At 70.0% G+C, this 26,174-nt stretch carries 20 protein-coding genes and 1 pseudogene; 10 read left to right on the plus strand and 11 right to left on the minus strand.

The window, feature by feature from the left end; translation table 11 throughout:
* Positions 1 to 176 precede the first annotated feature (176 nt).
* Entirely contained in the window at positions 177 to 1,466 is a 1,290-nt protein-coding gene (locus ACLQ2U_RS26385) for an ABC transporter substrate-binding protein (RefSeq protein ID WP_425753619.1), read from the minus strand.
* 139 nt (positions 1,467 to 1,605) lie between these two features.
* On the opposite strand from ACLQ2U_RS26385, the gene ACLQ2U_RS26390 reads away from it, so the two are divergent.
* Positions 1,606 to 2,373, plus strand: coding sequence for a FadR/GntR family transcriptional regulator (locus tag ACLQ2U_RS26390; protein ID WP_425753620.1), 768 nt, complete (start codon positions 1,606 to 1,608; stop codon positions 2,371 to 2,373).
* Positions 2,374 to 2,429: 56 nt separating this feature from the next.
* On the opposite strand, the gene ACLQ2U_RS26395 is transcribed toward ACLQ2U_RS26390, so the two are convergent.
* The 4 genes from ACLQ2U_RS26395 to ACLQ2U_RS26410 form a co-directional block, all read right to left on the minus strand.
* On the minus strand, positions 2,430 to 2,936 hold the full coding sequence (locus tag ACLQ2U_RS26395) for a DUF2231 domain-containing protein (protein WP_425753621.1): 507 nt from the start codon (positions 2,934 to 2,936) through the stop codon (positions 2,430 to 2,432).
* 117 nt (positions 2,937 to 3,053) lie between these two features.
* Positions 3,054 to 5,204 (minus strand): glycogen debranching N-terminal domain-containing protein, encoded by a 2,151-nt coding sequence (locus ACLQ2U_RS26400; protein ID WP_425753622.1) that lies wholly within the window; start codon positions 5,202 to 5,204, stop codon positions 3,054 to 3,056.
* 283 nt (positions 5,205 to 5,487) lie between these two features.
* Complete coding sequence (locus ACLQ2U_RS26405) at positions 5,488 to 7,470, minus strand: GTP-binding protein (protein WP_425753623.1); 1,983 nt, start codon at positions 7,468 to 7,470, stop codon at positions 5,488 to 5,490.
* Positions 7,471 to 7,801: 331 nt separating this feature from the next.
* Positions 7,802 to 7,963 (minus strand): hypothetical protein, encoded by a 162-nt coding sequence (locus ACLQ2U_RS26410; protein ID WP_425753666.1) that lies wholly within the window; start codon positions 7,961 to 7,963, stop codon positions 7,802 to 7,804.
* Between the two features lie 47 nt (positions 7,964 to 8,010).
* Between ACLQ2U_RS26410 and ACLQ2U_RS26415 the strand changes: the two genes are divergently transcribed.
* Together ACLQ2U_RS26415 and ACLQ2U_RS26420 are read left to right on the plus strand one after the other, a co-directional pair.
* Positions 8,011 to 8,511 (plus strand): GGDEF domain-containing protein, encoded by a 501-nt coding sequence (locus ACLQ2U_RS26415; RefSeq protein ID WP_425753663.1) that lies wholly within the window; start codon positions 8,011 to 8,013, stop codon positions 8,509 to 8,511.
* Between the two features lie 27 nt (positions 8,512 to 8,538).
* A pseudogene (locus ACLQ2U_RS26420) lies at positions 8,539 to 8,670 on the plus strand (IS5/IS1182 family transposase); the annotation flags it as partial.
* 31 nt (positions 8,671 to 8,701) lie between these two features.
* Here the strand turns inward: ACLQ2U_RS26420 and ACLQ2U_RS26425 are convergent.
* Together ACLQ2U_RS26425 and ACLQ2U_RS26430 are read right to left on the minus strand one after the other, a co-directional pair.
* Positions 8,702 to 9,913 (minus strand): PP2C family protein-serine/threonine phosphatase, encoded by a 1,212-nt coding sequence (locus tag ACLQ2U_RS26425; RefSeq protein WP_425753624.1) that lies wholly within the window; start codon positions 9,911 to 9,913, stop codon positions 8,702 to 8,704.
* Positions 9,914 to 10,092: 179 nt separating this feature from the next.
* Positions 10,093 to 10,356, minus strand: coding sequence for a TraR/DksA family transcriptional regulator (locus ACLQ2U_RS26430; protein WP_425753625.1), 264 nt, complete (start codon positions 10,354 to 10,356; stop codon positions 10,093 to 10,095).
* Positions 10,357 to 10,516: 160 nt separating this feature from the next.
* Here ACLQ2U_RS26430 and ACLQ2U_RS26435 point away from each other — a divergent pair, with 160 nt between their 5' ends.
* The gene (locus tag ACLQ2U_RS26435) at positions 10,517 to 12,760 is read left to right on the plus strand and encodes a transglycosylase domain-containing protein (protein ID WP_425753626.1); all 2,244 of its coding nucleotides are present in this window, start codon (positions 10,517 to 10,519) and stop codon (positions 12,758 to 12,760) included.
* A gap of 167 nt (positions 12,761 to 12,927) precedes the next feature.
* Positions 12,928 to 13,362 carry a TIGR03668 family PPOX class F420-dependent oxidoreductase gene (locus ACLQ2U_RS26440; protein WP_425753627.1) on the plus strand — a complete coding sequence of 145 codons (435 nt, stop codon included), beginning with the start codon at positions 12,928 to 12,930 and terminating at the stop codon, positions 13,360 to 13,362.
* A 30-nt stretch (positions 13,363 to 13,392) separates the two neighbouring features.
* Here ACLQ2U_RS26440 and ACLQ2U_RS26445 read toward each other — a convergent pair whose 3' ends face one another.
* The gene (locus ACLQ2U_RS26445) at positions 13,393 to 14,304 is read right to left on the minus strand and encodes a TIGR03619 family F420-dependent LLM class oxidoreductase (RefSeq protein WP_425753628.1); all 912 of its coding nucleotides are present in this window, start codon (positions 14,302 to 14,304) and stop codon (positions 13,393 to 13,395) included.
* Between the two features lie 449 nt (positions 14,305 to 14,753).
* On the opposite strand from ACLQ2U_RS26445, the gene ACLQ2U_RS26450 reads away from it, so the two are divergent.
* Positions 14,754 to 16,091 (plus strand): S1 family peptidase, encoded by a 1,338-nt coding sequence (locus ACLQ2U_RS26450; RefSeq protein WP_425753629.1) that lies wholly within the window; start codon positions 14,754 to 14,756, stop codon positions 16,089 to 16,091.
* A 176-nt stretch (positions 16,092 to 16,267) separates the two neighbouring features.
* Here ACLQ2U_RS26450 and ACLQ2U_RS26455 read toward each other — a convergent pair whose 3' ends face one another.
* Both ACLQ2U_RS26455 and ACLQ2U_RS26460 read right to left on the minus strand, forming a co-directional pair.
* Complete coding sequence (locus tag ACLQ2U_RS26455) at positions 16,268 to 17,758, minus strand: CoA-acylating methylmalonate-semialdehyde dehydrogenase (protein WP_425753630.1); 1,491 nt, start codon at positions 17,756 to 17,758, stop codon at positions 16,268 to 16,270.
* Positions 17,755 to 19,059, minus strand: coding sequence for an aspartate aminotransferase family protein (locus ACLQ2U_RS26460; RefSeq protein WP_425753631.1), 1,305 nt, complete (start codon positions 19,057 to 19,059; stop codon positions 17,755 to 17,757). Before ACLQ2U_RS26460 ends, ACLQ2U_RS26455 begins: the two co-directional genes overlap by 4 nt.
* 129 nt (positions 19,060 to 19,188) lie before the next feature.
* Between ACLQ2U_RS26460 and ACLQ2U_RS26465 the strand changes: the two genes are divergently transcribed.
* The 3 genes from ACLQ2U_RS26465 (at position 19,189) to ACLQ2U_RS26475 (ending at position 23,431) form a co-directional block, all read left to right on the plus strand.
* Positions 19,189 to 20,793 carry a PucR family transcriptional regulator gene (locus ACLQ2U_RS26465; RefSeq protein WP_425753632.1) on the plus strand — a complete coding sequence of 535 codons (1,605 nt, stop codon included), beginning with the start codon at positions 19,189 to 19,191 and terminating at the stop codon, positions 20,791 to 20,793.
* A gap of 239 nt (positions 20,794 to 21,032) precedes the next feature.
* Complete coding sequence (locus ACLQ2U_RS26470; protein ID WP_425753633.1) at positions 21,033 to 22,592, plus strand: NCS1 family nucleobase:cation symporter-1; 1,560 nt, start codon at positions 21,033 to 21,035, stop codon at positions 22,590 to 22,592.
* Positions 22,589 to 23,431, plus strand: coding sequence for a nitrilase-related carbon-nitrogen hydrolase (locus ACLQ2U_RS26475; protein ID WP_425753634.1), 843 nt, complete (start codon positions 22,589 to 22,591; stop codon positions 23,429 to 23,431). The genes ACLQ2U_RS26470 and ACLQ2U_RS26475 overlap by 4 nt, the downstream gene beginning before the upstream one ends.
* A 118-nt stretch (positions 23,432 to 23,549) precedes the next feature.
* Here ACLQ2U_RS26475 and ACLQ2U_RS26480 read toward each other — a convergent pair whose 3' ends face one another.
* On the minus strand, positions 23,550 to 24,662 hold the full coding sequence (locus ACLQ2U_RS26480; RefSeq protein ID WP_425753635.1) for an RNA-guided endonuclease InsQ/TnpB family protein: 1,113 nt from the start codon (positions 24,660 to 24,662) through the stop codon (positions 23,550 to 23,552).
* Positions 24,663 to 24,761: 99 nt separating this feature from the next.
* Between ACLQ2U_RS26480 and hydA the strand changes: the two genes are divergently transcribed.
* Positions 24,762 to 26,165 carry a dihydropyrimidinase gene (gene hydA / locus ACLQ2U_RS26485; RefSeq protein WP_425753636.1) on the plus strand — a complete coding sequence of 468 codons (1,404 nt, stop codon included), beginning with the start codon at positions 24,762 to 24,764 and terminating at the stop codon, positions 26,163 to 26,165.
* The last annotated feature ends 9 nt before the right edge of the window (positions 26,166 to 26,174 follow it).

Below are 26,174 nucleotides of genomic sequence, written 5' to 3' on the forward strand. Positions count from 1 at the left end.
GTACGGAAGCAGTCCACACACGGACCCTCGGCGGTCTCTTCGACTCATCTCCGAGCCCACGAGTGCGTAACCAGGGACGCGGAGGCCAGCTGCAGGGTGTCCTGCGGGGGGGGCGGGGGGGGGGGGGGGGCGGGCGGGGGTGGCGGCGCCGGACGGCCCGCCACCCCGCGCTCGGCTTACTTGGCCTCGTCGTCCAGGAACTTCTGGAACGCCGCGTTGGCGGTGTCGGCCGCGGCCGCCGCGTCCTTGCCGGCGATGGCGTCGACGATCGGCTGGCCGACGATCTCCCGGGCCTGGGCGACCTTGTTCACCAGCGGGCGGTCGTGACCCACGCCCGCCTTGGTGCTCGCCGCGATGGCCTCCACGAGGTCCTTCGGGTAGGTCGCGGTGCCCTCCGGGTTGGCCCAGACCGAGGTACGCGCGCTGGGCACGCCGGACTTCTGCTGCGCGAGCGTCTGCTCCTTACCGGTCGCCCACTCGACGAACTTCCAGGCGTTGCCCTGGTTCTTGGAGCTGTCGTTGATGCCCAGCGCCCAGGAGGGGATGTTGTAGGGCTTCGAACCGGCGGGGCCGGCCGGGAACGGCGCGAAGCCGACGGTGTCGGAGACCTTCGACTTGGCCGGGTCGGTGGCGTTCTTGTAGAGCGAGTTGGCCTCGGTGTAGAACGCCGCCTTGCCCTGGGTGAAGATGGCCATCGCCTCGGGCCAGCTCATGTCGGTGCTGACGTTCGCCGGGCCGTTGTCCCGGATGAGGCCGCCGTAGAAGGCGTACGCCTGCTTGGCCGCCTCGGTGTTGACGGTGGCCTTGCCGCTGCCGTCGACGAAGTCACCGCCGAAGCTGTAGAGGAAGCTGGAGAACTGGGTGACGGCCGGCGACTTGCCGGTACGGGCCACGAAGCCCGCGACACCCGGGTCGGCGGCCTTGATCTTGGTGGCGGCCGCCTTGAGCTCGTCGAGGGTCTTCGGCGGGGCGGTCAGGCCGGCCTTGGCCAGCAGGTCCTTGCGGTAGTAGAGGACCTCCTGCTCGGTGATGATCGGGACACCGACCGACTTGCCCTCGTACGAGGTAGCCTCCACCGGCCCTGCCTGGAAGTCGCTGAAGTCCCAGTCCTTGTTGGATTTGACCTCGTCGGACAGGTCGGCGAGGTACTTGTTCTTGGCGAACAGCTTCCCCTCCTGCAGGGGGCGGTACATCATCACGTCGATGTCGCTGGAGCCCGCGTTCAGCTTGACGTTGTACTGGTCGGAGAGCTGGTCCTCGCCGAGCTGGGTGATCTCGACCTTCAGGCCGGTCTCCTTCTCGAACTCAGGCAGGGCCTTCTTGATGTTGTCGGTCCACACGTGGTTGGCCAGGGTCACGCGGACGGTCTTGGAAGCGCCGCTGTCGTCGCCACCGTCGCCGCAGGCGGACAGGCCCATGGCGACAACCACGGCCAGAGAAGTGCCGATTATCGATCGACGTCGCACGTCCATCTCTCCTTCTGTCGTGGCCGCCACCTCGGGGGGAAGAGCGCCACACCGTTGTAACGTCTGTTTATCGCCCGGATGTTAGGGCTAAAAAGCCGACTTATTCAAGACCTGATCTTCAACTGATATGCTCCGACGCGTGGATCAGTCCTCTCCAGAGGCCGCAGCCGCCCAGCAGGCCCCTGCCGAGGCCGGGCTGCACGCACGCGTCCTCGACCACCTCGGCACCGCCATCTGCGGTGGCGAGGTCGCGGCGGGAAGCGTGCTCAACATCGACGACCTCGTCGACCGGTACGCCGTGTCCCGCTCCGTGATTCGCGAGGTCCTGCGGGTGCTCGCGTCCATGGGATTCGTCGAGACCCGTCGCCGGGTCGGGGTGATGATCCGCCCGGCGGACCACTGGAACGTCTTCGATCCGCAGGTGATCCGCTGGCGGCTCGCCTCGGCCGGGCGGATGGCGCAGATGCGCTCGATCACCGAGCTACGTACCGCCGTGGAGCCACACGCCGCCTGGCTGGCCGCCCACCGGGTCGATCACGATGAGGCGAGCGACCTCGTCGGGCTCGCCGCCAAGATGTGGGCCGCCGGCAAGGCCGGCGACGGGGAGCGCTTCCTCAACCTGGACATAGAGTTCCACCGGCGGGTGCTGCTCGCCTCCGGCAACGAGATGTTCGTCAAGCTGCAGCAGATCGTCGCCGAGGTGCTCACCGGCCGGCACCACTACCACCTGATGCCGCACTACCCCGACGAGCAGGCCCTGCAACTGCACGCCGACGTGGCGCAGGCGATCCAGCGGCACGACGGCGAACGGGCCAGGCACGCCATGGTGCAGATCATGGAGCAGGCTTTTGACGAGATGAAGGCCATGTGGGAACAGGAGCGAACCACGGAGCCCGGCCCGGCCTGACCACACCGTCATGACGCCGCGCCCGGCGCGCCCCTGGCTGACCCGCGGACGGCGGGTCAGACGCCGCGGGTGCGGGGCCGACCGGTGGACCGGCGCGACAGCGAACTCGGCGCGTTGACGCCCGCGTTCTCACTGACGCTGATGCCGAGCCGCTCGACCAGTTCGCCGCCGAGCCACCCGGTCACCCCGACCAGGATGATGCCCGCGAAGCTGCAGATCAGGGCGAGGGCGTTCGGGTCCCAGTTGTCCGCGGCCCGCCGCAGCAGCCAGCTCACCGCGAACAGCAGCACGACCACGACGTTGCCGACACCGTGCACCGCACCGACCCGCTTGGCGCGCGTACCGGCGGGGATGGCCCGCCAGTCGATCAGGCCGAACACCGCGGCGACGAGGCCGCCGATGACGCCGACCCCGATCGTGTACGCCGCGGAGATCTGAAAGCCCGCCCGGTCGGTGATCAGGTACAGGACGTCGAAGATCACCGAGGTGGCGAGCAGTCCCAGCGGAAACACGATCATGATGGGGTGGATCCCGTGGCCCATGGCCTTGGCTCGGCTTTCCATGGCAAGCCCTCCCTGTCTCCCCCCAGGCGGGCGGCGGGTTCCCTGTCCCGGCGCTGTTACACCTCCTACCGTGGGGCCGCCATCCGGGCAGGTGGCGCGGCAGGGCCGACCGGCGGGTCAGGACCGGTGACGGCGGGTGGACATGGCCTGCAGCGTGGGGCGGCGGACCACCGCGATCCGGTCACCACGCGCGCGGACCGTGGTCCGGCCGCCACGCCGGCGTCGGACGGTGAGGTCGACGGTGGCGCCACCGACCTGCACACCCTCCAGCCGGAGGTCCGGCAGCCACTCGGGCAGGTGTGGATCCACGAAGATGGTCCGCAGCGGTGCGGCCGGGCGCAGCGCCAGCAGCGCCTGCACCAGCGCGATGATGGAGCTGGCGGACCATGCCTGCGGGGAGCAGGAGTTCGGATAGACGCCGGGGTGCGGGTGGGCGTCGTCGCGCGGCAGACCGCTGAGCACCTCGGGCAGGCGGTGTTCCTCGAAGAGCGCTGCCGCGGCGAACATCCCCTCGGCCAGTTGGTGCAGGTGTTCCCAGCAGCCGTACCGGGCCAGGCCGAGGCCGATCGTGCCCGCCTCCACTGGCCAGACGCTGCCCCGGTGGTAGCTGAAGGGGTTGTATGCCGGGTGCACGGCGGAGAGGGTACGCACACCCCAGCCGCTGAACATGTCCGGCGCGAGCAGCCGGCGGGCCACCACGGGGGCGACCCGGGGCGGCACGATCCCGGTGGCGAGCAGGTGGCCGTCGTTGGAGTTGACCGACCGGACCGGCCGCTTGTCCGGCCCGAGCGCCATCGCATAGCAGCCACGGCCGGGAAGCCAGTAGGCGCGGTGGAAACGACGGCGCAACCGGTGGGCCCGGGCCAGGAGGGCGGCGCCCGTGGCCGGGTGGCCGGTCGCGGTGAGCACCACGGCGGCGTGCCGCAGCGCGGCGTACCAGTACGCCTGCAGCTCGCTGGTCGCGATCGGGTTCGGCACGACCGTCCCGTGCTCGTCGACGATGGCGGTGTCCGAGTCCTTCCACCCCTGATTCTTCAGGCCCGCCCGGGAGCGGCAGTGGTACTCCAGGAAGCCGTCCCCGTCGGGATCGCCGTACCGTTCGATCCAGTCCAGGGCGCGACGTGCCGTCGGCAGCAGGTCCCGCACGGTGTCCAGGTCTCCGGTCCAGGCGAAGTACTGGCCGAGGAAGACCAGGAAGTCCGGCGCGGTCGACCAGTCGCCGTAGTAGCCGGTGTACGGGTCGAGCCCGAGCACGGACACCGGGCCTTGGCGGGCCTCGTGCAGCGGCTTGCCGGGTTCCTCGTCCCGCCAGTCGTCGATGCGCTGCCCGAGGTGGTGGGCGTTGAGCCGGAGGCTGTCGGCCAGCATGGTCGGTCCGGCGAGCAGGGCCTGCCACGACGCGGTCATCGTGTCCCGGCCGAAGATCTCCTGGTAGATGGGAAGCCCCGCCATCGGCGCCGTCGGCCCGGACGGTTCACCGAGCGGCAGCAGGGCGAGGTCGTCCATGGCGCACCGCCAGGCCGCCGTGACGTCGAAGTTGGTGCTGCCCAGCCGGGTGAGTTCGTGGGTCAGCCGGGCCCGGGCGACACCCGCGGTGTCGTCGGGCTCGGCGAAGGTCGCCGGTGGCGCGGGTAGGCGATCTCCATCGAAGATCGGCTCGACGATGAGGTCCACCCGGCTGCTTCCGCCCGGCGGCAGCCCGAACCCGATCGTGAGCACGCCGTCCGCGTACCGGACGGGTGCGTCGGCCCGTACCCGGATCGCCACCGCCCGGTCGAGGTCGTCGCGCAGGTAGGTCAGGCGTAGTTCCTGGTCGCCCGGGTTCCAGCTCGCGTCGACGGCGCCGACCTGCACGCGGCGGCCCGTCTCGGCCTCGCCGGTGTCGGCGAAGTCGGCGGCGAGGCGGATCGCCAACCGCAGGGTCAGCCGCTGCTGGGCGAAGCTGACCACGGTGTGTCTGGTACGCAGCCCTTCGCCGACGAACCGTTCGGTCAGCAGGTAGGCGGCACGGGAGGGCAGCGTCTCCCCGTCGCTGATCTCGGCGTACGAGAGTTGGGCGTGTCCCTGCACGTTCGCCGTGCTGAACGGGACCGGCTCCCGGCCGTCGACGGCAACCCGTTCGGCGCTGAGCACCCGGGTGTTGCGGGCGAAGAAGCCCTGCGGGTCCGCTCCGGTGATACGGCCCCGCACGTCGGTGACCAGCGTGCTCCAGCCGGTCGCCACGTAGAGCAGGTCGGGTCGGACGCGGAGGTTGCGGACCCGGCTCATCGACCGTGCGGTCGCCGCGACGGCACGTCGCGGCGACCCGGTCGGCGGAGCTGGGCGGGCGACGCGTTCGGAATCGCCGGCGGCACGGGTGGCACCCCCCTGAGCTGCGGACGCGGCCCGGGCGCACCCGTGGCTACGGGCGCGGGACGGGTCGGACAGCCGGCCTTACCCGTCCTCGCCGCCGGTACACCTCCCGTCCCGCACCGCCCGGGCGCCGCGGGCGTGGTCACCGCGTCAGATCAGATTGCCGACGACCGCCTGCTGCTTCGCGGCGGTCTGCTCTTCAACGGGCTACGGCCGCCAGGTACTCCTTGCGGTCGGTGGGGTCGTGGTCCCAGCGGACGCGGGTGGGCGGTTCGCCGCGGACCGGGCGGTGGTGGTCGAAGGCCGTCTCGAAGATCGCCTCGCCGCGGGTCAGGGCGGGCAACCGCCGCTCCACGGCGTGCACCCGCCCCGCCGGGACGTACCCCTCGACCACGTACGACGAACCGTGTGACGCGGTCGCGCGAGGCACCGCGTCCAGCCGGGACAGCACGGGCAGCACCACGCCGAGGACGTCGTCGGGCACCTCCAGGCGGAACCGGTGCATCGGCTCCTCCACCCGGCTGCCGGCCCGCGTCAGCGCCGCCATCAGCACCAGCGGCGTCAGGTTGCGGAAGTCCCCGGCGGTACTGGACATGCTCTTGTCGAACGTGCCGTGGGAGTGACTCTGGCGGGCCCAGTACCCGGCGTGGGTCATCGTCACCACGCAGTCGACGACCTGCCAGCCGTGCGGTCCCTGGCGCAGCGTCTCGCGGACGGTCTCCTCGACCGCGGTGAAGAAGGCCGGCGGCATCGAGCCGAGTTCGACGCCGAGCCGGAAGCCGACTCCGCTGCCGGTCGGCCCGGGTGCGACGCGCAGCCCGACGGTGGCCAGGAACGGATTGGGCGACACGCCGATCACCTCGACCGCCGCGCCGTTGCCGACCAGGCGTTCGACGCAGACGGTGGTGGTCTCACGGAAGTCGACCGCCAGGCCGTACCCGTCGGCGAGCAGCGCCTGGATGACCTCCTTCTGCACCTCCCCGTAGAGCGACACGGAGATCTCCCGCCGGTTCGGGTCCTGTCGCACGTTGATCAACGGGTCCTCCTCGGCGAGCTGGCTGAGCGCGGCGTGCAGGGCGCCCTGTTCCGCCGCCCGCGCGGGGACGACGACGGTTTCCAGGCTCGGCGGGGCGAAATGGCGGTCGCCGGTCGGGCCCGCCGGCGACGCTCCGACCGGGTCACCGATCCGGACGTCCCCCAGGCCGCGGAGCAGGGCGATGCGGCCGGCGGTGACGGCGTCGGCGCGTACGGTGCGGCCGCGGTCGAAGATCTCGATCCCGGTGACGGTGGCGATCCGGCTGGGCCCGACGGGCAGCCGGTCCCGCAGCCGGACGGTGCCGCCGAACATCCGGACGTAGGCGACCTTCTCGCCGGACCGGCCCCGCTCCAGCTTGAAGACCATGCCGGCGGCCGGGGCGTCGACCTGCTGCCCCCGCACGGGCAGCAGCTCGGTCAGCCCGGCGATCAGGGGCGCCACCCCGGCACCGGTGATCGCGGAGCCGCCGAACACCGGGTGCACTAGGGCCTGCCGGCTCTGGGCGGCGAGCGCGGTCCGCAGCCGCCGGCCGGTCAGCCGCCGCTCGTCCTCGACGTACTCGGTCAGCAGCGCATCGTCGTGCGCGGTGAGCAGGTCGCGCAGCCGTCGGGCGAAGTCCGGGTCGGTGTCTGGGTACGGGACGCAGCGGGCTGCCGCCGTGCCGGGCGCGTGGACGGCCCCGGTCGACACCACCGCCGGGGAGAGCCGGGCGGCGATGTCGCGCAGCACCCGGTCGGGGTCGGCGCCACCCCGGTCAATCTTGTTGACGAAGATGAGGGTGGGCAGGCGCAGGCGTTGCAGCGTCCGCATCAGTACCCGGGTCTGCGCCTGCACGCCCTCGACGGCGGAGACGACGAGCACCGCACCGTCGAGCAGGCCGAGAACCCGTTCCACCTCGGCGATGAAGTCCGGGTGGCCGGGTGTGTCGATGAGGTTGACCGTGACATCGTCGACGACGAAGGAGACGACGGCGGAGCGGATGGTGATGCCGCGTTGCCGCTCCAGGGCCATCGAGTCGGTCCGGGTGGTGCCGTCGTCCACGCTGCCGATCTCGTCGATGAGGCCGACGGCGTGCAGCAGGCGTTCGGTCAGGCTGGTCTTCCCGGCGTCAACATGCGCCAGGATCCCGACGTTCAAGGTCTTCACGGAGCATCATGTCCCTCGGGTAGGTGGTCATTCCCAGACGGTCGGACATGAACGCTGCGCGCATCTCTCTTCCTCTCCGATCGGTTGCAGTGGCCCGCCCAGTCCATCAGCGGACCGTGGGCCGGGCAAACGAATATGGGAACGATCAGGAGATCCCGTCGCCGGCTCTGTCGCCGCAGCGGTGATGCTGCTGCTGGTCACCCGCCGGCTCGTGGCGGCCCTGGTGGACCTCGAGTGCTGTCGGCCGCGCTCCTCTGTCCCAGGACGGCTTTACATGCATCTCACCGCGCCGCCGTTCATGCGGACGTGTGGCGGTCGAAGAGACCAGAACCTATCGGGGGTCGCCACTCGGGTGGTGGTTCGGCCGCCTGCTGATCTGGGCGGCGTATGCCGCCCAGTCACCGTTGGAGGCACGTTGCCAGGCCGCGGCGCTGCCGATGTGGATGCCGAGCCGGCCCGGCTCGTAGCGGCTGTCGAGGCGTTTCGCGACCACGCCTTCGATGCCGGCCGTGGTCCACGTGGCCGACCATTCTCGCGGCGCTGGACCCGCTCACCGGCGCCCTGAACCGGCGCGGCCTGGCGGAGTTCGCCACACAGCTCTTCAAGGACGGCGATCGCCCCGGCCCGTCCATGCTCTGCCTGGATCTCGACGACTTCAAGCTCGTCAACGACCGCCTCGGCCATGCCGCCGGCGACAAACTGCTGCAGCGGACGGTGGCGACGGCGCGAGAGATGCTGCGGGCCGAGGATGCCATCGCACGTGTCGGCGGTGACGAGTTCGTCGTCGTCCTGGTCGACACTGACGAGGCCACCACGCGGACGATGGTGGCCCGAATCGACGCGGCGGTTCGCCAGCACGCCGCCGTCAGCATCGGCTCGGCCACCGCTCCGCACGACGGCGACACGCTTGAGACTCTGATGCAGGTGGCTGACCAGCGCCTTTATCGTGTGAAACAGGACCGCCGCCGCGCGGCCAACTCACCGCTGGCAGACGGCCACGGCCTGGTGTCCAGCCGCTCGGACACCCTCGGCGCGCCGTAGCGGGACACCTGTTCATTTCGCTGGCCGGTGAGCTCGGCAGAGCGCGCCGAGTGGACCTTCCCGTTCACCGGCCTGCAGCCAGCCCGGTTCCGCCGGCTGGTCCGCCTGGTCGCCGGGCGTGGCGGGGATGCGATTGCTGACGGCCGACCGGACCGACGGATGCCGTAGGGGTCACGATGCGGTGTTCGGCTTAGGGGCCGGTCGCGGCGAGGTCGCGGAGGTGAGCGAGCGGGCTGCGCGGCGGGCGCCACTCGAGGAACACCGCCGTGGCGTCGTCGTCGAGCTCGTCATCCTGGTACTCGACGACGGCGCGCACGAGGCGGCGCATCGTCTCGGGGGTGGGCAACTGGTCGTTGAGCGCGCGGTTGACGAAGTCGACGAGCCGGTCCACCCCGAACCGATCGCCGCCGGCGCCGCGGGCATCGGTGATGCCGTCGGTGTAGGCGAGGATGCGGTCCCCCGGGTGCAGGTCCTCCTCGTACACCTGGGGGCGGCGTGCCGAAAAGTGACCGAGGCCGAGTGGCAGCGCGGTCGGCCCCGGCAGTTCCCGGATCGCCTTGCCGTCGCGCAGCAGCAACGCGCCGGGGTGACCGGCGTTGATCATCCGCAGTCGGCCGGTCGCGCGGTCCAGCTCGGCGAGCATCGCGGTCGCGAAGAAGTGCGGATGCTCGGACCGCACCCACTTGTCGATGCTGCTCGCCGTGTCGACCAGGTCGAGCCCGCAGCGGCGCGCGTTGCGGTAACTGCTGACCACCAGTGATGCCAGCGTGCTCGCCTTGATGCCATGCCCGCAGGTGTCAAAGAGCCCGACGCTGAGCACGTTGCCGTTCAGTGCGTAGTCGAAGATGTCCCCACCGACGTCGTAACACGGTTCGAGGATGGCGGTAATCAGCAGGTCGTCGGTCGCGAAGGTCAGCGGCGGCAGCAGTCCCCACACGATCTCGGCGGCGACCTGCATCGGAAGGCGCCGCCGCAGCCGCTCGACGACGTCACCGTAGGGCCGGCGGTTCACCAGGAGCTGGGCGACACTGACCGCCAGCTCCCGCGCGGGCCCCTCCTTGGCCCGATCACCCGCCGCCGGCAGGACGATTTCCAGCACACCGATCCGTTCACACCCGACGAGCAACGGAACCCAGATCCGGTCCGGGCCGTCGGCCGCGCGCTGCACGTCGAGGCTGGTGAACGCCCGGCCGGCGAGGGTGGTCTCGATCGGCAGCTCGTCCCGGACGAGACCGGCGCCGAGCAGCGGCACGAGGCGGGACTGCGTGTAGTCGGCGAGATAGATCACGATCTCGGTGGCGCCGATCGCCGGTGCGGCTCGGGCGACCAGCAGGGACAGGTCTTCCGGCCCGCCGCGGGGCGCGGTGAGCTGCAACCAGCGCATGGCAGGGCCCGCGTCCACCAATCCCCACCTCCCCATGTCTCCCCCACCTTAGGGGCAGTGCCGCGGCCTCGGGCCCGGCGATTGTCCGCGCCACCGCGCGCGCACGGCGCCACCCTAACCGCGCGGTCCCGACCCGAGGGCGGCCTGGACATCGAGGTCACATTCCCCGAAGGTGGAGAGGGTGAAGGTGATCCGTCTCAGCTGGCGCAGGTACGCGCGGACGGCCGAACCGCAAGCCGTTCCGCTGGGATCGGAAGGCCGCATCGCTCACACCTGCCGTACGTGCCCGCGTCCAGTCGTTCCAGCGCGGCATCCAGCTCCGCGAGGTGTCGTCGCGCGCTGGCCAGCAGCGCGGCGACCTGTTCCCGCTCGAACGCGATGGTCGCGCCTTCAGGATCGTGTTCGTCATCGGCGTTGGAGGAGAGGGAGGCGTCGATGACCCCGTTCAAATCGCGGGTCAACGACGCCCGTGCGCGGCCACGGTTCGGCGGGCCGCCGGGAGGGTACCGGGCACGGGTGTCTCCTACCGTTGACAATGACAGCGCTGCCGGCGTACCCGGATCAACCGTCGCCCCAGCGGGGCGAAAACCTCGGCGCCGGCGCATCCTGATCGTCCTGGCCGTGCTCGCGCTGCTCGCCGGCACCGGTCTCACGGCCGGTACCTACTACATCGACAGCGTGCCCACGCCCACCGACCTGAAGCTGCCGGAATCGACCACGGTCTACTTCGCCGACGGCCGCACGCCGATGGCGAAGCTGGGCGCGGAGAACCGCACGATCGTGCCCTACGACCAGATGAACGACTCCGCCAAGCAGGCGATCGTGGCGACCGAGGACCGCACGTTCTGGACCAACGAGGGCATCGACTTCACCGGCGTGCTGCGCGCCGCCTGGTCCAACGTCACCGGCGGCCAGCGCCAGGGTGCGTCGACGATCACCCAGCAGTACGCCCGGGTGGCCGCCGACCTCAAGGGCGTCTCGTACTCGCGCAAGCTCCGCGAGGCGGTCATCGCGTGGAAGCTCGACGACAAGTACAGCAAGGAGGAAATCCTCGGCTTCTACCTGAACACGGTGCCGTTCGGGCGGGGCGCGTACGGTATCGAGGCGGCCGCGCAGGCGTACTTCGGCAAGACGGTGCGCCGCGACGCGCCGGCGGCCAACCAACTGACCACGGCGGAGGCGATGGTGCTCTGCGCCATGGTGAAGCAGCCGGAGGCCGACCCGGACGATCCCGAGGGCCACCCCGGCTACGACCCACGGCGCAACGCGACGGCCCGGCAGAACTCGATCGACCGGTGGAACTACATCCGCGACGGCATGGTGAAGCTGGGCTACCTGTCGGCGGACGAGGCGGCCAACCTGGCGTACCCGGACACGGTGAAGCCGATCGACCCCACCGCCCGCCAGTCCGGTCTCGACCGGCCCACCGGCCTGGTGGTCAACCACGTACTCAGCGAGCTGCGGCAGAACGAGCCGTTCAAGGACAAACCCGTCGACTACCTGCGCAATGGCGGTTTCAAGATCGTCACGACCATCGACAAACGGGTCCAGGACGCCGCCGCGGCGGCCGCCGACATCCGGCGCGACACCGCCCCCGAGGCGGTCCGCGGGCAGCCGAAGAACTGGCAGGCCGCGCTCGTGGCGGTGGAACCCGGCACCGGCCGGGTGCTCGGCTACCACGGCGGCAACGACGGCTCCGGTGCCGACTACGCCGGTTGGTACAACGACGAGAACGGCGAGGCCCGCGGCTTCGGCCAGCACCCGCCGGGGTCGTCGTTCAAGGTGTACGACCTGGCCACGGCGGTACAGGAGAAGATCTCGGTGAAGCAGCACTTCGACTCCCCGGAGACCAAGGAGTTCCCCGCATCCGGCCGGACGAAGGACAGCCCCGCTGGTCCGATCCGCAACGCCGAGCACGCACCGTGCCAGCCGGACTGCGCGCTGTGGGAGGCCACCGTCGCCTCGCTCAACGTCACCTACTTCGCGCTCACCGAGCAGGTCGGCACGGCCAAGGTGATCGACATGGCCACCCGGGCCGGGGTCGACTCGATGTGGGCCAACCAGAAGGGCAACCCGCAGCCGAAGCGGATCGAGCTGCGCGGCCACCCCGGCCAGGAGACGGCGCGGCACTTCTCCACCGAGGTCGGCATCGGCCAGTACGGCATCACCGTGCAGGACCACGCCAACGGGATGGCGACCTTCGCGGCCGGCGGGAAGCGGGCCGACGCGCACTTCGTCCGCTCGGTGACCAAGGGCGACGAGCACGTCCTCGACGAACAACTGGTACAGGCCGACGTCGGGCTCGACCAGGAGGCGATCGACCAGCTCAACTGGACGCTGCGCCGGGTGAAGGCGGCCAAGCTGGACAACGGCTGGGACTCCGCCGGCAAGACCGGCACCTGGCAGGCCGGCACGAGCACCACCCAGAACGTCCACACCTGGATGGTCGGCTACACGGGGGCAATCGCCGCCGCGGTCTGGCTCGGCACCACCGACGGCAAGCCGCTGAAGACCTCCGACGGCAGCTACGAGGTCTATGGGGCCACCGGCCCCGGGCCGATCTGGCGGCAGTTCATGGAACAGGCCACGGCCGCGCTCAAACTCGACCCGGACAAGTACCGGTTCCGGGAGCCGAAGTTCCCGGACGACACACCGTCGCCCACCGCTGCGGCGACGCCGAAGCCGACCACCGCGCAGCCGACGCCGACCGTGACCCGGCCGACCTGTGACCCGGGGCCGTGCGTCACCGCGAGCCCGACCGGGAAGCCGACGCGGACGCCGACGCGATCGCCCAAGCCGAGCCCGTCGCGGAGCCTGGAGCCGTCGCGGAGCCCGGAGCCGTCGCTCCCCCCGCCACCGAGGTGACGGCCGGTGTCCGCCGCCGCCCGGCACAGCCCCGGCGGGCGGGGCGGCGGCTGACACCGCGACCGGAGCCTCGGGGCCGGCCGCCGGCGGTACCGCCGGGGCGCTGCTCGGCTTCAGGTTGTGGAGGATGCCGGTATTCCCCGGGGGGCTCCACTACGGTCGGGCCTGTGCCCGCCAACGAACTCCGGCATCGGGTCCGGTCGGCCCGGGTAGCCCGGCTGGCCACCGTCGGCTCGGACGGTGGTCCGCATCTGGTGCCGGTGTGCTTCGTCCTGCTCGGCGACGTCGTCTATCACGCCGTCGACGAGAAGCCCAAGCGCCACCGGCGGCTGCGCCGGCTGGAGAACATCCAGGCGACGGGACAAGCCTGCCTGCTCATCGACGAGTACGACGAAGACTGGTCGAAGCTGTGGTGGGTTCGGCTGGACGGGCATGGCCGGCTGGTCGAGGACCGGGCGGAGGACGCCGCGGCCCGCGCGGCACTGGCCGTCAAGTATCCGCAGTACGTGAAGCGCCCACCTGGCGGGCCGGTCATCGCCGTCGCGGTGACCCACTGGTCGGGGTGGTCAGCCGCCGACGGCGTGGCGGAGCCGGCCGGGTGACCGCCGAGGAGCACCGCGCGGCCCAGCGCGTCAGCGGGTTGGGGCGAGGGCATCGAGGACCTCATCGGCCCGTCGCATTGACACGTGCGGGTCCACCCGGGGTGCGCCGATCTCCGGGTCGAAGTTGAGGTCCACGAACAGCTCGGTGATGCCGGCCGCGGCGAGTCTGCCGAAGTCCGACCGGATCTGATCGAGGGTGCCGGTGAGCGGCTCGCGGTCCACCGGGCCGGCTTGGCGTACCCGAACGGCGCCCCGGCAGACGAACCGTAACGAGGCCGGGTCGCGGCCGGCGTCCGCCGCGGCGGCCTTGACCGTCGCGACCGCCTCGCCGATGTTCTCCAGGTCGGCTTGACTGCCACTGACCCAGCCGTCGGCGAGCCGACCCGCCCGGCGCAGCGCCTCGGGGGCGTGGCCGCCGAGCAGGATCGGCGGGTGCGGTCGCTGCACCGGCTTGGGTTCCATCCGGGTCGGCGGGACCTGGTAGAACTCGCCGCGATGCTCTGCGACGTCATCCCGCCAGAGGGTGCGAAGGACGGCGAGGAACTCCGTGGCCCGCGGGCCCCGCCGGTGCCTGCTCGCGCCGGTCGCCTGATACTCCTCATCCGACCAGCCCAGACCGAGTCCGACGTCCAGCCGTCCGGCGGAGAGGATGTCGAGAGTAGCGGTCTGCTTCGCCAACACCACCGGTGAGAGGAACGGCAGGTTGAGCACAGCCACCCCGAGCCGGATCCGCGTGGTGTGGGCCGCGAGAAAGGCCAGCGTGGTCAGCGGGTCCTGAACGCTGTGATAGGCCTCGCTCCAGCCGAGGTCGGCGGGCACCAGCAGGCGCTGGAATGTCCACAGCGAGTGGTACCCGAGCTGCTCGGCACGGCGGGCGACGTGGATCATGTTCTCCGGGGTGGCCCACGAGCCGGAGACCGGCGGGGCGAATCCAACCTCCACGCTGGCACGGTATCCGGTTCCGCGCTGCTCCGGCGCGACAACCGACATCGTCCACGCCGTTGCCGCGACCCGCCACCACGCTCTGCCACCGGTTCGCTACTCGGATCGCCAACGCTATGAGCCAGGTGATATATAGCGCCGTCGATCAGACGCGCATAGGTTGACCCTGTCCTGCCCGATCCAGGCCGACGCAAGGCCAACGGCCATCGGCAGCCGTGGCACCGGAGTCTCCCCGCTCCTGCCCGCGGCGCACGCCGAACCCGGCGTCGCGCCCGGCCGCCCCAAGGAGGCAACGGATGAAACGAAGCCTCGCCGCTGCGGCAGCAGCTATCCTGCTGCCCGTCGGCGCCCTCACGGTCGCGGTATCACCAGCCGTCGCGACCCCGGATGCCCCAGCCGCGAGCGTCCCGACGGGAGCCGATGCGGCGCCGTCAGAGATGCTCGTCGCGATGCAACGTGATCTCGGCCTGACCGCCGACCAGGCCCGGATCCGCACCGCGCGGGATGAGAAAGGCAGCCGTGCGGATGCCGCCCTGCGCCGGTCACTCGGCTCCGCGTACGCCGGCGGGTGGTTGACCGCCGACACTGGCGCCCTCGTCGTGGCGGTCACCCGCGAGGCCGCGGCCGCCCGGGTCCGGGCTGCGGGCGCCCAGGCGAAGGTCGTCGGCCGCAGCGCCGCCGAGCTCGACCGGATCAAGTCGACGTTGGACCGCCATGCCGCGAAGGCACCCGCCGCGTCAGTCCCGGGCTGGTACGTCGACGTGCGGACCAACAGCCTCGTGGTGCTCAGCCGCGGGGACGCGAGTGTGGCCGCCGCATTCATCAGGGCGAGCCGGGTGGACGCCGCCGCGGTCCGCGTGGTCGCCACCACCGAGGCGCCGCGCACCTTCTACGACGTACGTGGCGGGGACGCCTTCTACATGGGCGGCGGACGCTGCTCGGTTGGATTCTCGGTGACCGGCGGGTTCGTCACGGCCGGGCACTGCGGCACCACCGGCACCGCCACCCAGGGCTACAACCAGGTCTCCCAGGGGACCTTCCAGGGGTCCTCGTTCCCGGGCAACGACTACGCCTGGGTCGCCACCAACTCGAACTGGACGCCGCAGCCGTGGGTGAACAACTACTCCGGTGGCAACGTCACCGTGGCCGGCTCCGCCGAGGCTGCGGTCGGCGCGGCGATCTGTCGCTCAGGTTCGACCACGGGCTGGCACTGCGGCAGCGTGCAGGCCAAGAACCAGACGGTCAACTACGCGCAGGGCACGGTCACCGGCCTGACCCGGACCAACGTCTGCGCGGAACCGGGCGACTCGGGCGGCTCGTGGCTCTCCGGCCAGCAGGCGCAGGGTGTGACCTCCGGCGGCTCGGGCAACTGCACCTCCGGCGGGACCACCTACTTCCAGCCAGTCAACGAGATCCTGTCGGCGTACGGCCTGACGCTGCGCACCGGCAGCGGCGGCGGCAACCCGCCACCGACCGGCTGCACCGGCTACGAAGCGACCTACGCCGGCTCCGTCTCGCAGGGCAACAGCCAGTACCAGCCGAACGGGAGCTACTACTACTCGTCGGTGTCGGGGACCCACCGCGCCTGCCTCGACGGGCCGACCGGCGCTGACTTCGACCTGTACCTCCAGAAGTGGAACGGCTACACCTGGGTGGACGTGGCCGGCTCCTACACCGCAGGCCCCGACGAGACACTCAGCTACTCAGGTACAGCGGGGTACTACCGCTACGACGTCTACGCCTACAGCGGTTCGGGCAGCTACTCGCTGAGCATCACCAACCCGTGATCACCACTGGCCGGGGCGGTGCGCTCCGGCCGCCACGATCGGGCGGGGTGCGGACCGATTGGTCCGCGCCCCGCCCGATCGCTCCGGTTTTCCGTCGACTGCACCCAGCTCCCGGCCGCTGGTTGCGCTGCCCATGTGACCTGGGACCGTCCGCCGATCCCACAACACATCGGCGCTCAACGGTTCTGTGGGAAGCCGAGGTTCACTCCACCGTGGGACGGGTCGAGCCACCGGCTGGTGACCACCTTGGATCTGACGAAGAAGTTCACCCCCTCCGGCCCGTACGCGTGAGCGTCACCGAACAGTGAGTCCTTCCAGCCGCCGAAGGAGTAGTACGACACCGGGACCGGGATCGGGACGTTCACCCCGACCATGCCGATCTCGATCTCATTCTGGTACCGGCGGGCTGCGCCGCCGTCGTTGGTGAAGATTGCCGTGCCGTTGCCGTACCGGTTGGCGTTGACCAGTTCGACGGCGGCGTCGTAGCTGGGCACCCGCAGCACCGACAGCACCGGTCCGAAGATCTCGTCGGTGTATATGGACATCTCGGTGCCGACGTGGTCGAAGAGGGTCGGCCCGAGCCAGAAGCCGGCTGGCTCACCGTCGATCGGGTGGCTCCGCCCGTCGACCACCAGCTGCGCCCCGGCGGACCGACCCGCGTCCAGGTATGACATCACCCGGTCGCGGTGAGCACCGGTGACCAGCGGTCCCATCTCGCAGCCCGGGCGACGGCCGTCACCGACATGTAGTGCGGCGATCCGCTCGCTGATCTTGCCGACCAGCTCGTCACCGACCGGGTCGACGGCCACCACGACGGAGATGGCCATGCAGCGTTCACCCGACGAGCCGAAGCCAGCCGAGACGGCCGCGTCGGCTGCGAGGTCGAGGTCGGCGTCGGGCAGTACGACCATGTGGTTCTTCGCGCCGCCGAGCGCCTGCACCCGCTTCCCGTGCTGGGTGCCCGTCTGGTAGACGTAGCGGGCGACCGGGGTGGAGCCGACGAACGAGATGGCCTTGACGCTGGGATGCTCGAGAATCCGGTCGACCGCCTCCTTGTCGCCGTGCACGACGTTGAGGACACCGTCCGGTAGCCCTGCCTCCGCGAACAGCTCCGCCAGGAAGTTCGACGCGGACGGGTCCTTCTCGCTCGGCTTGAGCACCACTGTGTTGCCGCACGCGATAGCGTTCGGCACAAACCACAGCGGCACCATGGCCGGGAAGTTGAAGGGGGAGATCACCCCGACCACGCCGAGCGGCTGCCGGATGGAGTACACGTCCACCTGGGTCGAGGCGTTCTCGCTGAACCCGCCCTTCAGCAGTTGCGGGATCCCGCAGGCGAACTCGACGGCTTCCAACCCGCGCTGGATCTCCCCCGCCGCGTCGGACCGCACCTTGCCGTGCTCGGCGGTGACGATCTCGGCGAGGTCGGACCGGCGGGCGTTGAGCAGTTCCCGGAATGAGAACATCACGCTCGTCCGCTGGGCGAGGGATGCGGTACGCCATCGGGAGAACGCCTCGCCGGCGGCGGCGACCGCCTCATCGACGACCGAGGCGGTCGCGAAGTCGACCTGTCCGGAAACCTGGCCGGTTGCGGGGTCGTAGATGTCACCGGTACGCCCGGCGACACCGTTCCATGGCTTGCCGCCGATCCGGTGCGTGGTCCTCATAGCTCCTGCGCCTCCTTGGCCACGGCCTCGATCGACTGGGTGAGGATCTCGAGCGCCTCATCCGCCTCGGCCTGGGTCAGCGTCATCGGCGGCGCCAAGCGGATGACGTTGCCGTACAGGCCGCCCTTGCCGACGAGCAACCCCCGTTCCCGTGTTTCCTCGAGCAGCGCGGCGGCGGCCGCCGGGTTGGGCGCGCCGTCGGGTCGGACGAACTCCAGCGCGATCATCAGGCCCTTGCCGCGGACGTCGCCGACCACGGGATGCGCTGCGGCGACCGAGCGCAGACCGTCGAGCAGGCGGCTGCCCAGCTTCGCGGCGTTGGCCTGGAGGTCGTGCTCCAGCAGATAGTTCAGCGACGCCAGAGCGCCGGTGGTGGCGACCGGGTTGCCACCGAAGGTGGAGATGGAGTTGGCCCGCAGGGAGTCCATGAGGTCAGCCCGCGCGACCACGCCCCCGATCGCGAGACCGTTGCCCAGGCCCTTGGCAAAGGTGATCGCATCGGGCACGACGTCGTGTGCCTGGATACCCCAGAAGTGCTCGCCGGTGCGGCCCCAGCCGGTCTGCACCTCGTCGGAGACGAGGAGGATGCCGTACTCGTCGAGCACCTTCTTGAACTCACCGAACAACCCGTCCGGCGGGGTGGCGAAGCCACCGACCCCTTGGATCGGCTCAACGATCATGCACGCCACGTCTCCCGCCGTCGTCGTTTCGATGACTTCGCGAAGGTCGGCGACGCAGGCCTTGATGTAGTCCGCGTCGGACAGATCCCGGAACGCGCTGCGGTAGCGGTAGCCGCCGTGCACCCAGCTCACCTTGATCGGGCTGAGCGCGCTGGCCGACCAGCCGCGGATGCCGGTGATCGCGACGGTGGCGAATGCGCGGCCGTGGTAGGAGTTGCGCAGTGCGAGCACCTGCTCGCTCCGGCGGTTCTGGGTGGCGAGCATCAGCGCGGTCTCGTTCGCCTCGGTGCCCGAGTTGGTGAAGAACACCTTGGCGTCCGGGATGCCGGACAGTTGCGCGATCTTCTCCGCCAGCTCGACCTGCGACTTGATCAGGTACAGCGTGGAGGAGTGCAGCACGCCGGTGTCGAGCTGCGAGCGGATCGCATCGCTGATCTCGGCCACGTCGTAGCCGATTGCGTTGGTGAGGATGCCGGCGAAGAAGTCGAGGTAGGTGCGCCCCTCGCGATCGGTCACCCGGCGACCGTGCGCGCTGGCGATCTCGATCGGCTGCTCGTAGTACAGCGCCAGCCAGTTCGGCATCACGGACCGGTGTCTGGCCAGCAGCTCGCGGTGCGCCATCGCGTCCTCCGTATCTCGTCGCTATGGCGAGTGTGGCGGCAATCGTTGTCCAACCGCTATGCACAACCTGTGCCGCTCTGGGCGCAATGGCATTACGTTGTGTGCAATTTCGCCCCAGGGAAGGCCGCGATGTACCCCTCCGTCGCAGAAGCCGTCGCACTGCCGGTGATCCGGCGCGCGAAGCCGCAGGTAGTGGCCGGATCGGCCGGCATGCAGGGCCGGGTCCGCTGGGTCCACGTGGCGGAGGTCGCCGACATCGCGCACCTGCTGCGTGGCGGAGAGCTGGTGCTGACCACCGGAATCGCGCTGCCGGACGAGGCGGCGGCGCTCACCAGGTACGTCGACGACCTGGCCGCGGTCCGCGCGGCGGGACTGGTCATCGAGTTGGTCCGGCGGTGGAGTGACCAGATACCAGAGGCGCTCGTGACAGCGGCCGACCGGCACCGACTCCCACTGATCACGCTCGCGCAGGAGACGCGGTTCGTGTCTGTCACCGAGGCGGTGGTGGCGCTGATCGTCGACGCGCAGCTCGCCGAGCTGCGGGCGGCCGAGCAGGTGCACGAGACGTTCACTTCGCTCACCGTGGCCGGGGCGGAGCCGGCCGAGGTGCTGCGCGAGGTGGCCAGGATTTCCGGACTGCCGGTCGTGCTGGAGACGCTGGGGCATGACGTGCTCGCGTACGACGCGGCCGGGCAGGATCCCACCGAGCTGCTGGCCGACTGGGGTCAGCGGTCCCGGTCCGTGGCCGCGCCCGAGCGGACAGCCCACGACGAGGAATCCGGCTGGTTGGTCACGATGGTCGGCGCGCAGGGCGCCGACTGGGGGCGCCTGGTCCTACTCTCGCCGGATCCTCCGCCCCATCGGCACGTGGTGGTCGCGGAGCGGGCCGCGTCGGCGCTGGCGGTGCATCGGCTCGTGGCGCGTGATCGAGAGAGTCTGGAGCGGCAGACGCACCGCATGTTGCTCGCGCAACTGCTCGGTCAGGCGGTACCGCCCCCGGATCTGGCCGCCCGGGCCGCCGCGCTGGGCGTCGGCCTCGAGCGGCGGCAGCTGGTCGGGGTGGCGATCCGGCCCGGGACCGTGACGCCGCGCGCCCCTGCGCTGGCCACGCAGGAGGTGTTGCGAGACCTCGCGGAGGTGACCGCGTTGGCCGCGCGGCGGGTGGCCGTGCCCGCCCTGGTGGGCGTCGTGGACGACACGAGTGTTCGCACGCTGTTGTCCCTGCCCGCGCAGGCCGGGGTCGACGCGGTACTGCGCCGGTTGGCCCGAGAGGTGCACCGCTCTGCGGCCGGTCCGGTGCTGGTGGCGGTCGGTACCACGGTGTCACACGTTGCCGAGGTGCGCCGCAGCCTGGGCGAGGCCGCCCACGTGGCGGGGGCGGCCCTACGCTCCCCCGGCACACAGCTCTACCACAAGCTGGACAATGTGCGCCTGCGCGGCCTTCTGCATCTGTTGCGGGAGGACGAGCGGGTCCGCGCATTCGCGGACCGCGAGTTGGGTCCGCTGTTGGCGCGGGACGCCCACCAGCGCAGCCGGCTCGTGGAGTTGCTGCGCTGCTTCTGCGAGCAGGGCGGGAACAAGTCGGCGGCGGCCGCCGCCGCGCACCTGTCGCGTACGGCCTACTACCAGCAGTTGTCGCGGATCGCGCAGGTGCTCGGGGTGTCGCTGGAGGATCCGGAGTCGATGCTGTCGCTGTACGTCGCGCTCCTGGTGCACGACCTCGACGACGCGTGACGTGCCAAGGACCCGGTATGCGGCCTGAATCCATCCATCGCGCCGATTGACAGGTCGGTGCGGGCATGCCGTGGACACAGTGTGCCCTGATCATGGCAAGCGTGGACACTTTGCCACTGCCCGTGGCGGGTCCGTGACACCCACCATTCCGAGATAAAGATCGAGCTGAACCGCCCCACCAGGAGCGCGTGAACCGGTTGGTCGGCCAGTGTTGCAGCAGCGTAACAGGGAGGTGACCGATGGCCGTTGAACCCCTGCCCCCCGCCGAAACCACCGCGGTCGAGCCGGGCACGCAGATCACCCATCCGGATGGCCGAGTCGAGTTGCGGGACTTCTCCACGATCGCCGACAGCCCGTACTTCAACGAAGAGCTCGCCCCGGTGCCGATCGAGAAGCGCACCTGGACCACGTACAACTTCGCGGCGCTGTGGATCGGCATGGCGCACAACATCCCCACCTATCTGCTCGCCGCCGGCCTCATCCAGATCGGCATGAACTGGGCGCAGGCGTTCCTCACGATCACGCTGGGCAATCTGCTCGTCCTGATCCCGATGCTGTTGAACAGCCACGCGGGCACGAAGTACGGCATCCCGTTCCCGGTCTTCGCCCGAGCGTTCTACGGAGTGCGCGGCGCCAACCTCGCGGCCCTGCTGCGCGCCTTCATCGCGTGCGGCTGGTTCGGCATCCAGACCTGGATCGGTGGCGAGGCGATCTACGCCATCACGGGCAAGCTGCTGGGCTCCGGGTGGGTGAACGCGGCGCAGATCATGGACTACCCGTGGACGCTGTGGGCGTCGTTCTTCCTGTTCTGGGCGATCGAGATGGCGATCATCTGGCGGGGCATGGACACGCTGCGTCGCTTCGAGAACTGGGCCGCGCCGTTCGTCATCGTGGTCGCCGTCGCCCTGCTGATCTGGGTGATGGTCAAGGCGGGCGGGCTCGGCCCGATCCTGTCCCAGCCGTCGAAGCTGGGCTGGGGCGTGGACTTCTGGAAGCTGTTCGCGCCATCACTGATGGCGATGATCGCGTTCTGGGCCACCCTCTCGCTGAACATCCCCGACTTCACCCGGTTCGGCGGCAGCCAGCGGCAGCAGGCGTACGGGCAGATCCTCGGGCTACCCACCACAATGTCCTTCTTCGCCATCCTGTCCATCGTGATCACCTCGGGCACGGCCGTGATCTACGGCGAGGCGATCTGGGACCCCATCCAGCTGGCCGCCAAGTTCGACAACCCGCTGGTCGTCGCGCTCGGTCTGTTCACGGTCGTGGTCGCCACGCTGTCGGTGAACGTCGCGGCGAACACGGTCAGCCCGGCGTACGACTTCTCCAACGCGGCGCCCCGACTGGTCAGCTTCCGGACCGGAGGCCTGATAACCGGCGTACTCGGCATCCTGATCCAGCCGTGGCGCCTGGTGCAGGACCCCAACATCTACATCTTCGTCTGGCTCGGGTTCTACGGCGGCCTGCTCGGCGCGGTCGCCGGCGTACTCATCGCCGGATACTGGGTCCGCAACCGCACCAGCCTCCAATTGCCCGCCCTCTACCGCCCCGAGGGCCGGTACTGGTTCTCCGGCGGCTGGAACTGGGCCGCGATCGTCGCCACCCTCGTCGGCGCGATCCTCGCGGTGGGCGGCGCCTACTCCGCACCCGGCAAGGGGCCGTTCCCGGAGGGCGGGCTCATCCCGTTGCTCAGGCCGCTCTACGACTACAGCTGGGTGGTCGGTCTCGTCGGCGCGTTCCTCGTGTACCTGGCGCTGTCGCTACCGCGCACCGCCCACGCGAAGGGGGAGAACAGATGAGCAACATCATCCGAGCCGGGCTGGTGCAGCAGAAATGGACCGGCGACAAGGACTCCATGATCGCCAACGCGATCGAGGCCATCCGCAGCGCCGCATCGCAGGGCGCGCAGGTCGTCTGCCTGCAGGAGCTGTTCTACGGCCCGTACTTCTGCCAGGTGCAGGACGCCGACTACTACTCGTACACCGAGGCGATCCCGGACGGGCCGACGACCGCGCTGATGCGCGAGGTCGCCGAGCAGCTCGGCGTGGTCCTGATCGTGCCGATGTACGAGCAGGAACAGCCGGGCATCTACTTCAACACCGCCGCGGTGATCGACGCCGACGGCACCTACCTCGGCAAGCACCGCAAGAACCACATCCCGCAGGTGAAGGGCTTCTGGGAGAAGTTCTACTTCAAGCCCGGTAACCTCGGCTACCCGGTGTTCGACACCGCCGTCGGCCGCATCGGCGTCTACATCTGCTACGAGCGGCACTTCCCCGAAGGCTGGCGCGCACTGGGGCTGGCCGGCGCGAGGATCGTGTTCAACCCCTCCGCCACGAGCCGCGGCCTGTCGGAGTATCTGTGGCGGCTCGAGCAGCCCGCCGCCGCGGTCGCCAACGAGTACTACGTCGGCGCGATCAACCGGGTCGGCGTGGAACCGTTGGGCGACAACGACTTCTACGGCCAGTCCTACTTCGTCGACCCACGGGGGCAGTTGGTGGGCGACGCCGCGTCGGACTCCGAGGAGGAGATCGTCGTCCGCGACCTGGACATGGACAAGCTGGCCGAGGTCCGTGACCTGTGGGCGTTCTACCGCGACCGCCGGCCCGACACGTATGAATCGCTGGTGAAGCCTTGACCTCCTCCCGACCTCGAAATGCCGGGATTCCAGCGGTCGCCCGCTGGGCTTCCTGTTTCACCGCCGACTGCCCGCGAGGAGTTTTCCTGTGAGGTCTTACGTCAGCTCCGCAGGCGTTTTACCTCTCCGCCAGCCCGGCGGCGAGGATGTTGCGGGCTGCGTTGACATCCCTGTCATGGACCGCATCGCACCCGAGACAGGTCCAGGAGCGTACGGCGAGCGGCATGGTGTCGGTGGCCCGGCCGCAGATCGAGCAGAGTTTGCTCGACGGGTACCAGCGGTCAACCACCCGCAGGTCACGGCCGTACCAGGCGCACTTGTACTCCAGCAGCCGGCGGAGGTCGGACCAGGCCGCGTCGCTGATAGCGCGGGCCAATCGGTGGTTACGGAGCATGCCGCGCACGCCGAGGTCCTCGATGACGACCGTTTGGTTTTCGCGGACGAGTCGAGTGCTCAGCTTGTGCAGCAGGTCGCGACGCCGGTCGGCGATCCGGGCGTGGATACGGGCCACCCGCAAGCGGGCCCTGGCATGGTTGTTCGAGTCCTTCTGCTTGCGGGACAGCTCCCGCTGCGCCTGTGCCAGTTTGCGCCGGTCCCGGCGTTCATGCCGGGGGTTGGCGACCTTCTCCCCAGTGGAGCTGGTGACCAGCGATGTCAGGCCGGCGTCAAGCCCGACGTGACGATCCGACGGTGGCAGCGGCGCGACGGTGGGGTCCTCCACGAGGATCGAGACGAACCAGCGGCCGGAACTGTCGCGCGACACGGTCACCGTGCTCGGCTCGGCGCCATCGGGCAGAGGCCGCGACCACACGATGGCAAGCGGATCGCGCATCTTCGCCAACGTCAGTTGCCCCTGCGCCCACCGGAAGGCCGAACGGGTGAACTCCGCGCTGGCGCGGGACCTGCGCTTCGATTTGAACCGCGGATACCCGGCGCGTTTGGCGAAAAACGCCGTGAACCCCGCCTGCTGGTGACGCAGCGTCTGCTGCAACGGGACGCTCGACACCTCATTGAGAAACGCCAACTCCGGCTCGCGTTTCCAGCCGGCCAGCACCGCGGACGACTCGACGTACGTCATCGACCGGCGCTCCGTGGCGTACACGCGCGTCCGCTCGGCCAGCGCCCGGTTGTAGACCAGGCGCACACAGCCGAACGTGCGATTGAGCAGGTCAGCCTGCTCAGGGCTCGGATGGAAGCGGTACTTGAACGCACGCTTCACCACCCCACCCACGGCTCGCACAATACAGGTAAATACATCAAACCCGCGAAGGGAGGGAGCGGCGTTTCCTCCCGGCCCTGAACGGCCAGGCTTCCACGCCGCGCACATCAAATGAGCATCCTCATCCGCAACGGAACAGTCGTCAACGCCACCGGGGCGTACCCGGCCGACGTGCTGGTGGAGGGCGAGCGGATCGCGGCGCTCGCCGCGCCTGACTCGGGTCTGGCGCAGCAGTGGGCGTCCGGCGCCGAACGCGTGATCGACGCCGCCGGGAAGTACGTGGTGCCTGGCGGCATCGACGGCCACACCCACATGGAGATGCCCTTCGGCGGCACGTCCTCGGCGGACACCTTCGAAACCGGGACGATCGCGGCAGCGTGGGGTGGCACGACGACCATCGTGGACTTCGCCGTACAGGCCAAGGGAACGTCCCTGCTGTCCGCGCTGGACAAATGGCACAGCAAGGCCGACGGCAACTGCGCGATCGACTACGCGTTCCACATGATCGTTTCGGACGTCAACGACACGTCTCTCAAGGAGATGGAGTCCTGCATCGACGCGGGCGTCAACACGTTCAAGATGTTCATGGCCTACCCGGGTGTCTTCTACGCCACCGACGGGGAGATCCTGCGGGCGATGCAGAAGGCCCGGGACACCGGTTCGATGATCATGATGCACGCGGAGAACGGCATCGCCATCGACCAGCTCGTCGCGCAGGCACTCGCGAGCCAGCGCACCGACCCCGTACAGCACGGGCTGACCCGGCCGCCCGAGCTGGAGGGCGAGGCCACCTCGCGGGCGATCACGCTGGCAAAGGTCACCGGCTCGCCGCTGTACATCGTCCACCTGTCCGCCGCGCACGCCCTGGACGCGGTCACCCGGGCCCGCGACACGGGCCAGAACGTGTTCGCGGAGACCTGCCCGCAGTACCTGTTCCTGTCGTTGGATGATCTGGCCAAGCCCGACTTCGAGGGCGCGAAGTACGTCGCCTCTCCCCCGCTGCGACCCAGGGAGCACCAGGCGGAACTCTGGCGGGGCCTGCGCACCAACGACCTGTCGCTGGTGTCCACCGACCACTGCCCCTTCTGCTTCAAGGACCAGAAGGAGCTGGGCCGGGGAGACTTCTCCAAGATCCCGAACGGGATGCCGGGCGTCGAGCACCGGATGGACCTGCTCTATCAGGGCGTGGTGAAAGGCGAGATCACCCTGCCGCGCTGGGTGGAGATCAGCTCGACCACGCCCGCCAGGATGTTCGGCCTCTACCCGCGCAAGGGCGTCATCGCTCCGGGCGCCGACGCGGACATCACCGTGTACGACCCGACGGCCGAGCAGACCATCTCGGCCAGCTCGCACCACATGAACGTGGACTATTCCGCGTACGAGGGCATGGAGCTGACCGGGAAGGTCTCCACCGTTCTGTCCCGTGGTCGGGTCGTGGTCGACGACAACGCCTTCCACGGCGCGGCCGGACACGGGAAGTTCCTGAAGCGCGATCTCAGTCAATACCTGGTCTGACAAGGAGAA

The organism is Micromonospora sp. DT47 (assembly GCF_049844475.1).
GTDB lineage: Bacteria > Actinomycetota > Actinomycetes > Mycobacteriales > Micromonosporaceae > Micromonospora.

Excerpts from the sequence above, each read along its gene's own strand:
- ACLQ2U_RS26395 (WP_425753621.1), bottom strand. The coding sequence starts at position 2,936 with ATGGAAAGCCGAGCCAAGGCCATGGGCCACGGGATCCACCCCATCATG.
- ACLQ2U_RS26400 (WP_425753622.1), bottom strand. The coding sequence starts at position 5,204 with ATGAGCCGGGTCCGCAACCTCCGCGTCCGACCCGACCTGCTCTACGTG.
- ACLQ2U_RS26450 (WP_425753629.1), top strand. The coding sequence starts at position 14,754 with ATGCAACGTGATCTCGGCCTGACCGCCGACCAGGCCCGGATCCGCACC.
- ACLQ2U_RS26455 (WP_425753630.1), bottom strand. The coding sequence starts at position 17,758 with ATGAGGACCACGCACCGGATCGGCGGCAAGCCATGGAACGGTGTCGCC.
- ACLQ2U_RS26460 (WP_425753631.1), bottom strand. The coding sequence starts at position 19,059 with ATGGCGCACCGCGAGCTGCTGGCCAGACACCGGTCCGTGATGCCGAAC.
- ACLQ2U_RS26465 (WP_425753632.1), top strand. The coding sequence starts at position 19,189 with ATGTACCCCTCCGTCGCAGAAGCCGTCGCACTGCCGGTGATCCGGCGC.
- ACLQ2U_RS26470 (WP_425753633.1), top strand. The coding sequence starts at position 21,033 with ATGGCCGTTGAACCCCTGCCCCCCGCCGAAACCACCGCGGTCGAGCCG.
- ACLQ2U_RS26475 (WP_425753634.1), top strand. The coding sequence starts at position 22,589 with ATGAGCAACATCATCCGAGCCGGGCTGGTGCAGCAGAAATGGACCGGC.
- hydA (WP_425753636.1), top strand. The coding sequence starts at position 24,762 with ATGAGCATCCTCATCCGCAACGGAACAGTCGTCAACGCCACCGGGGCG.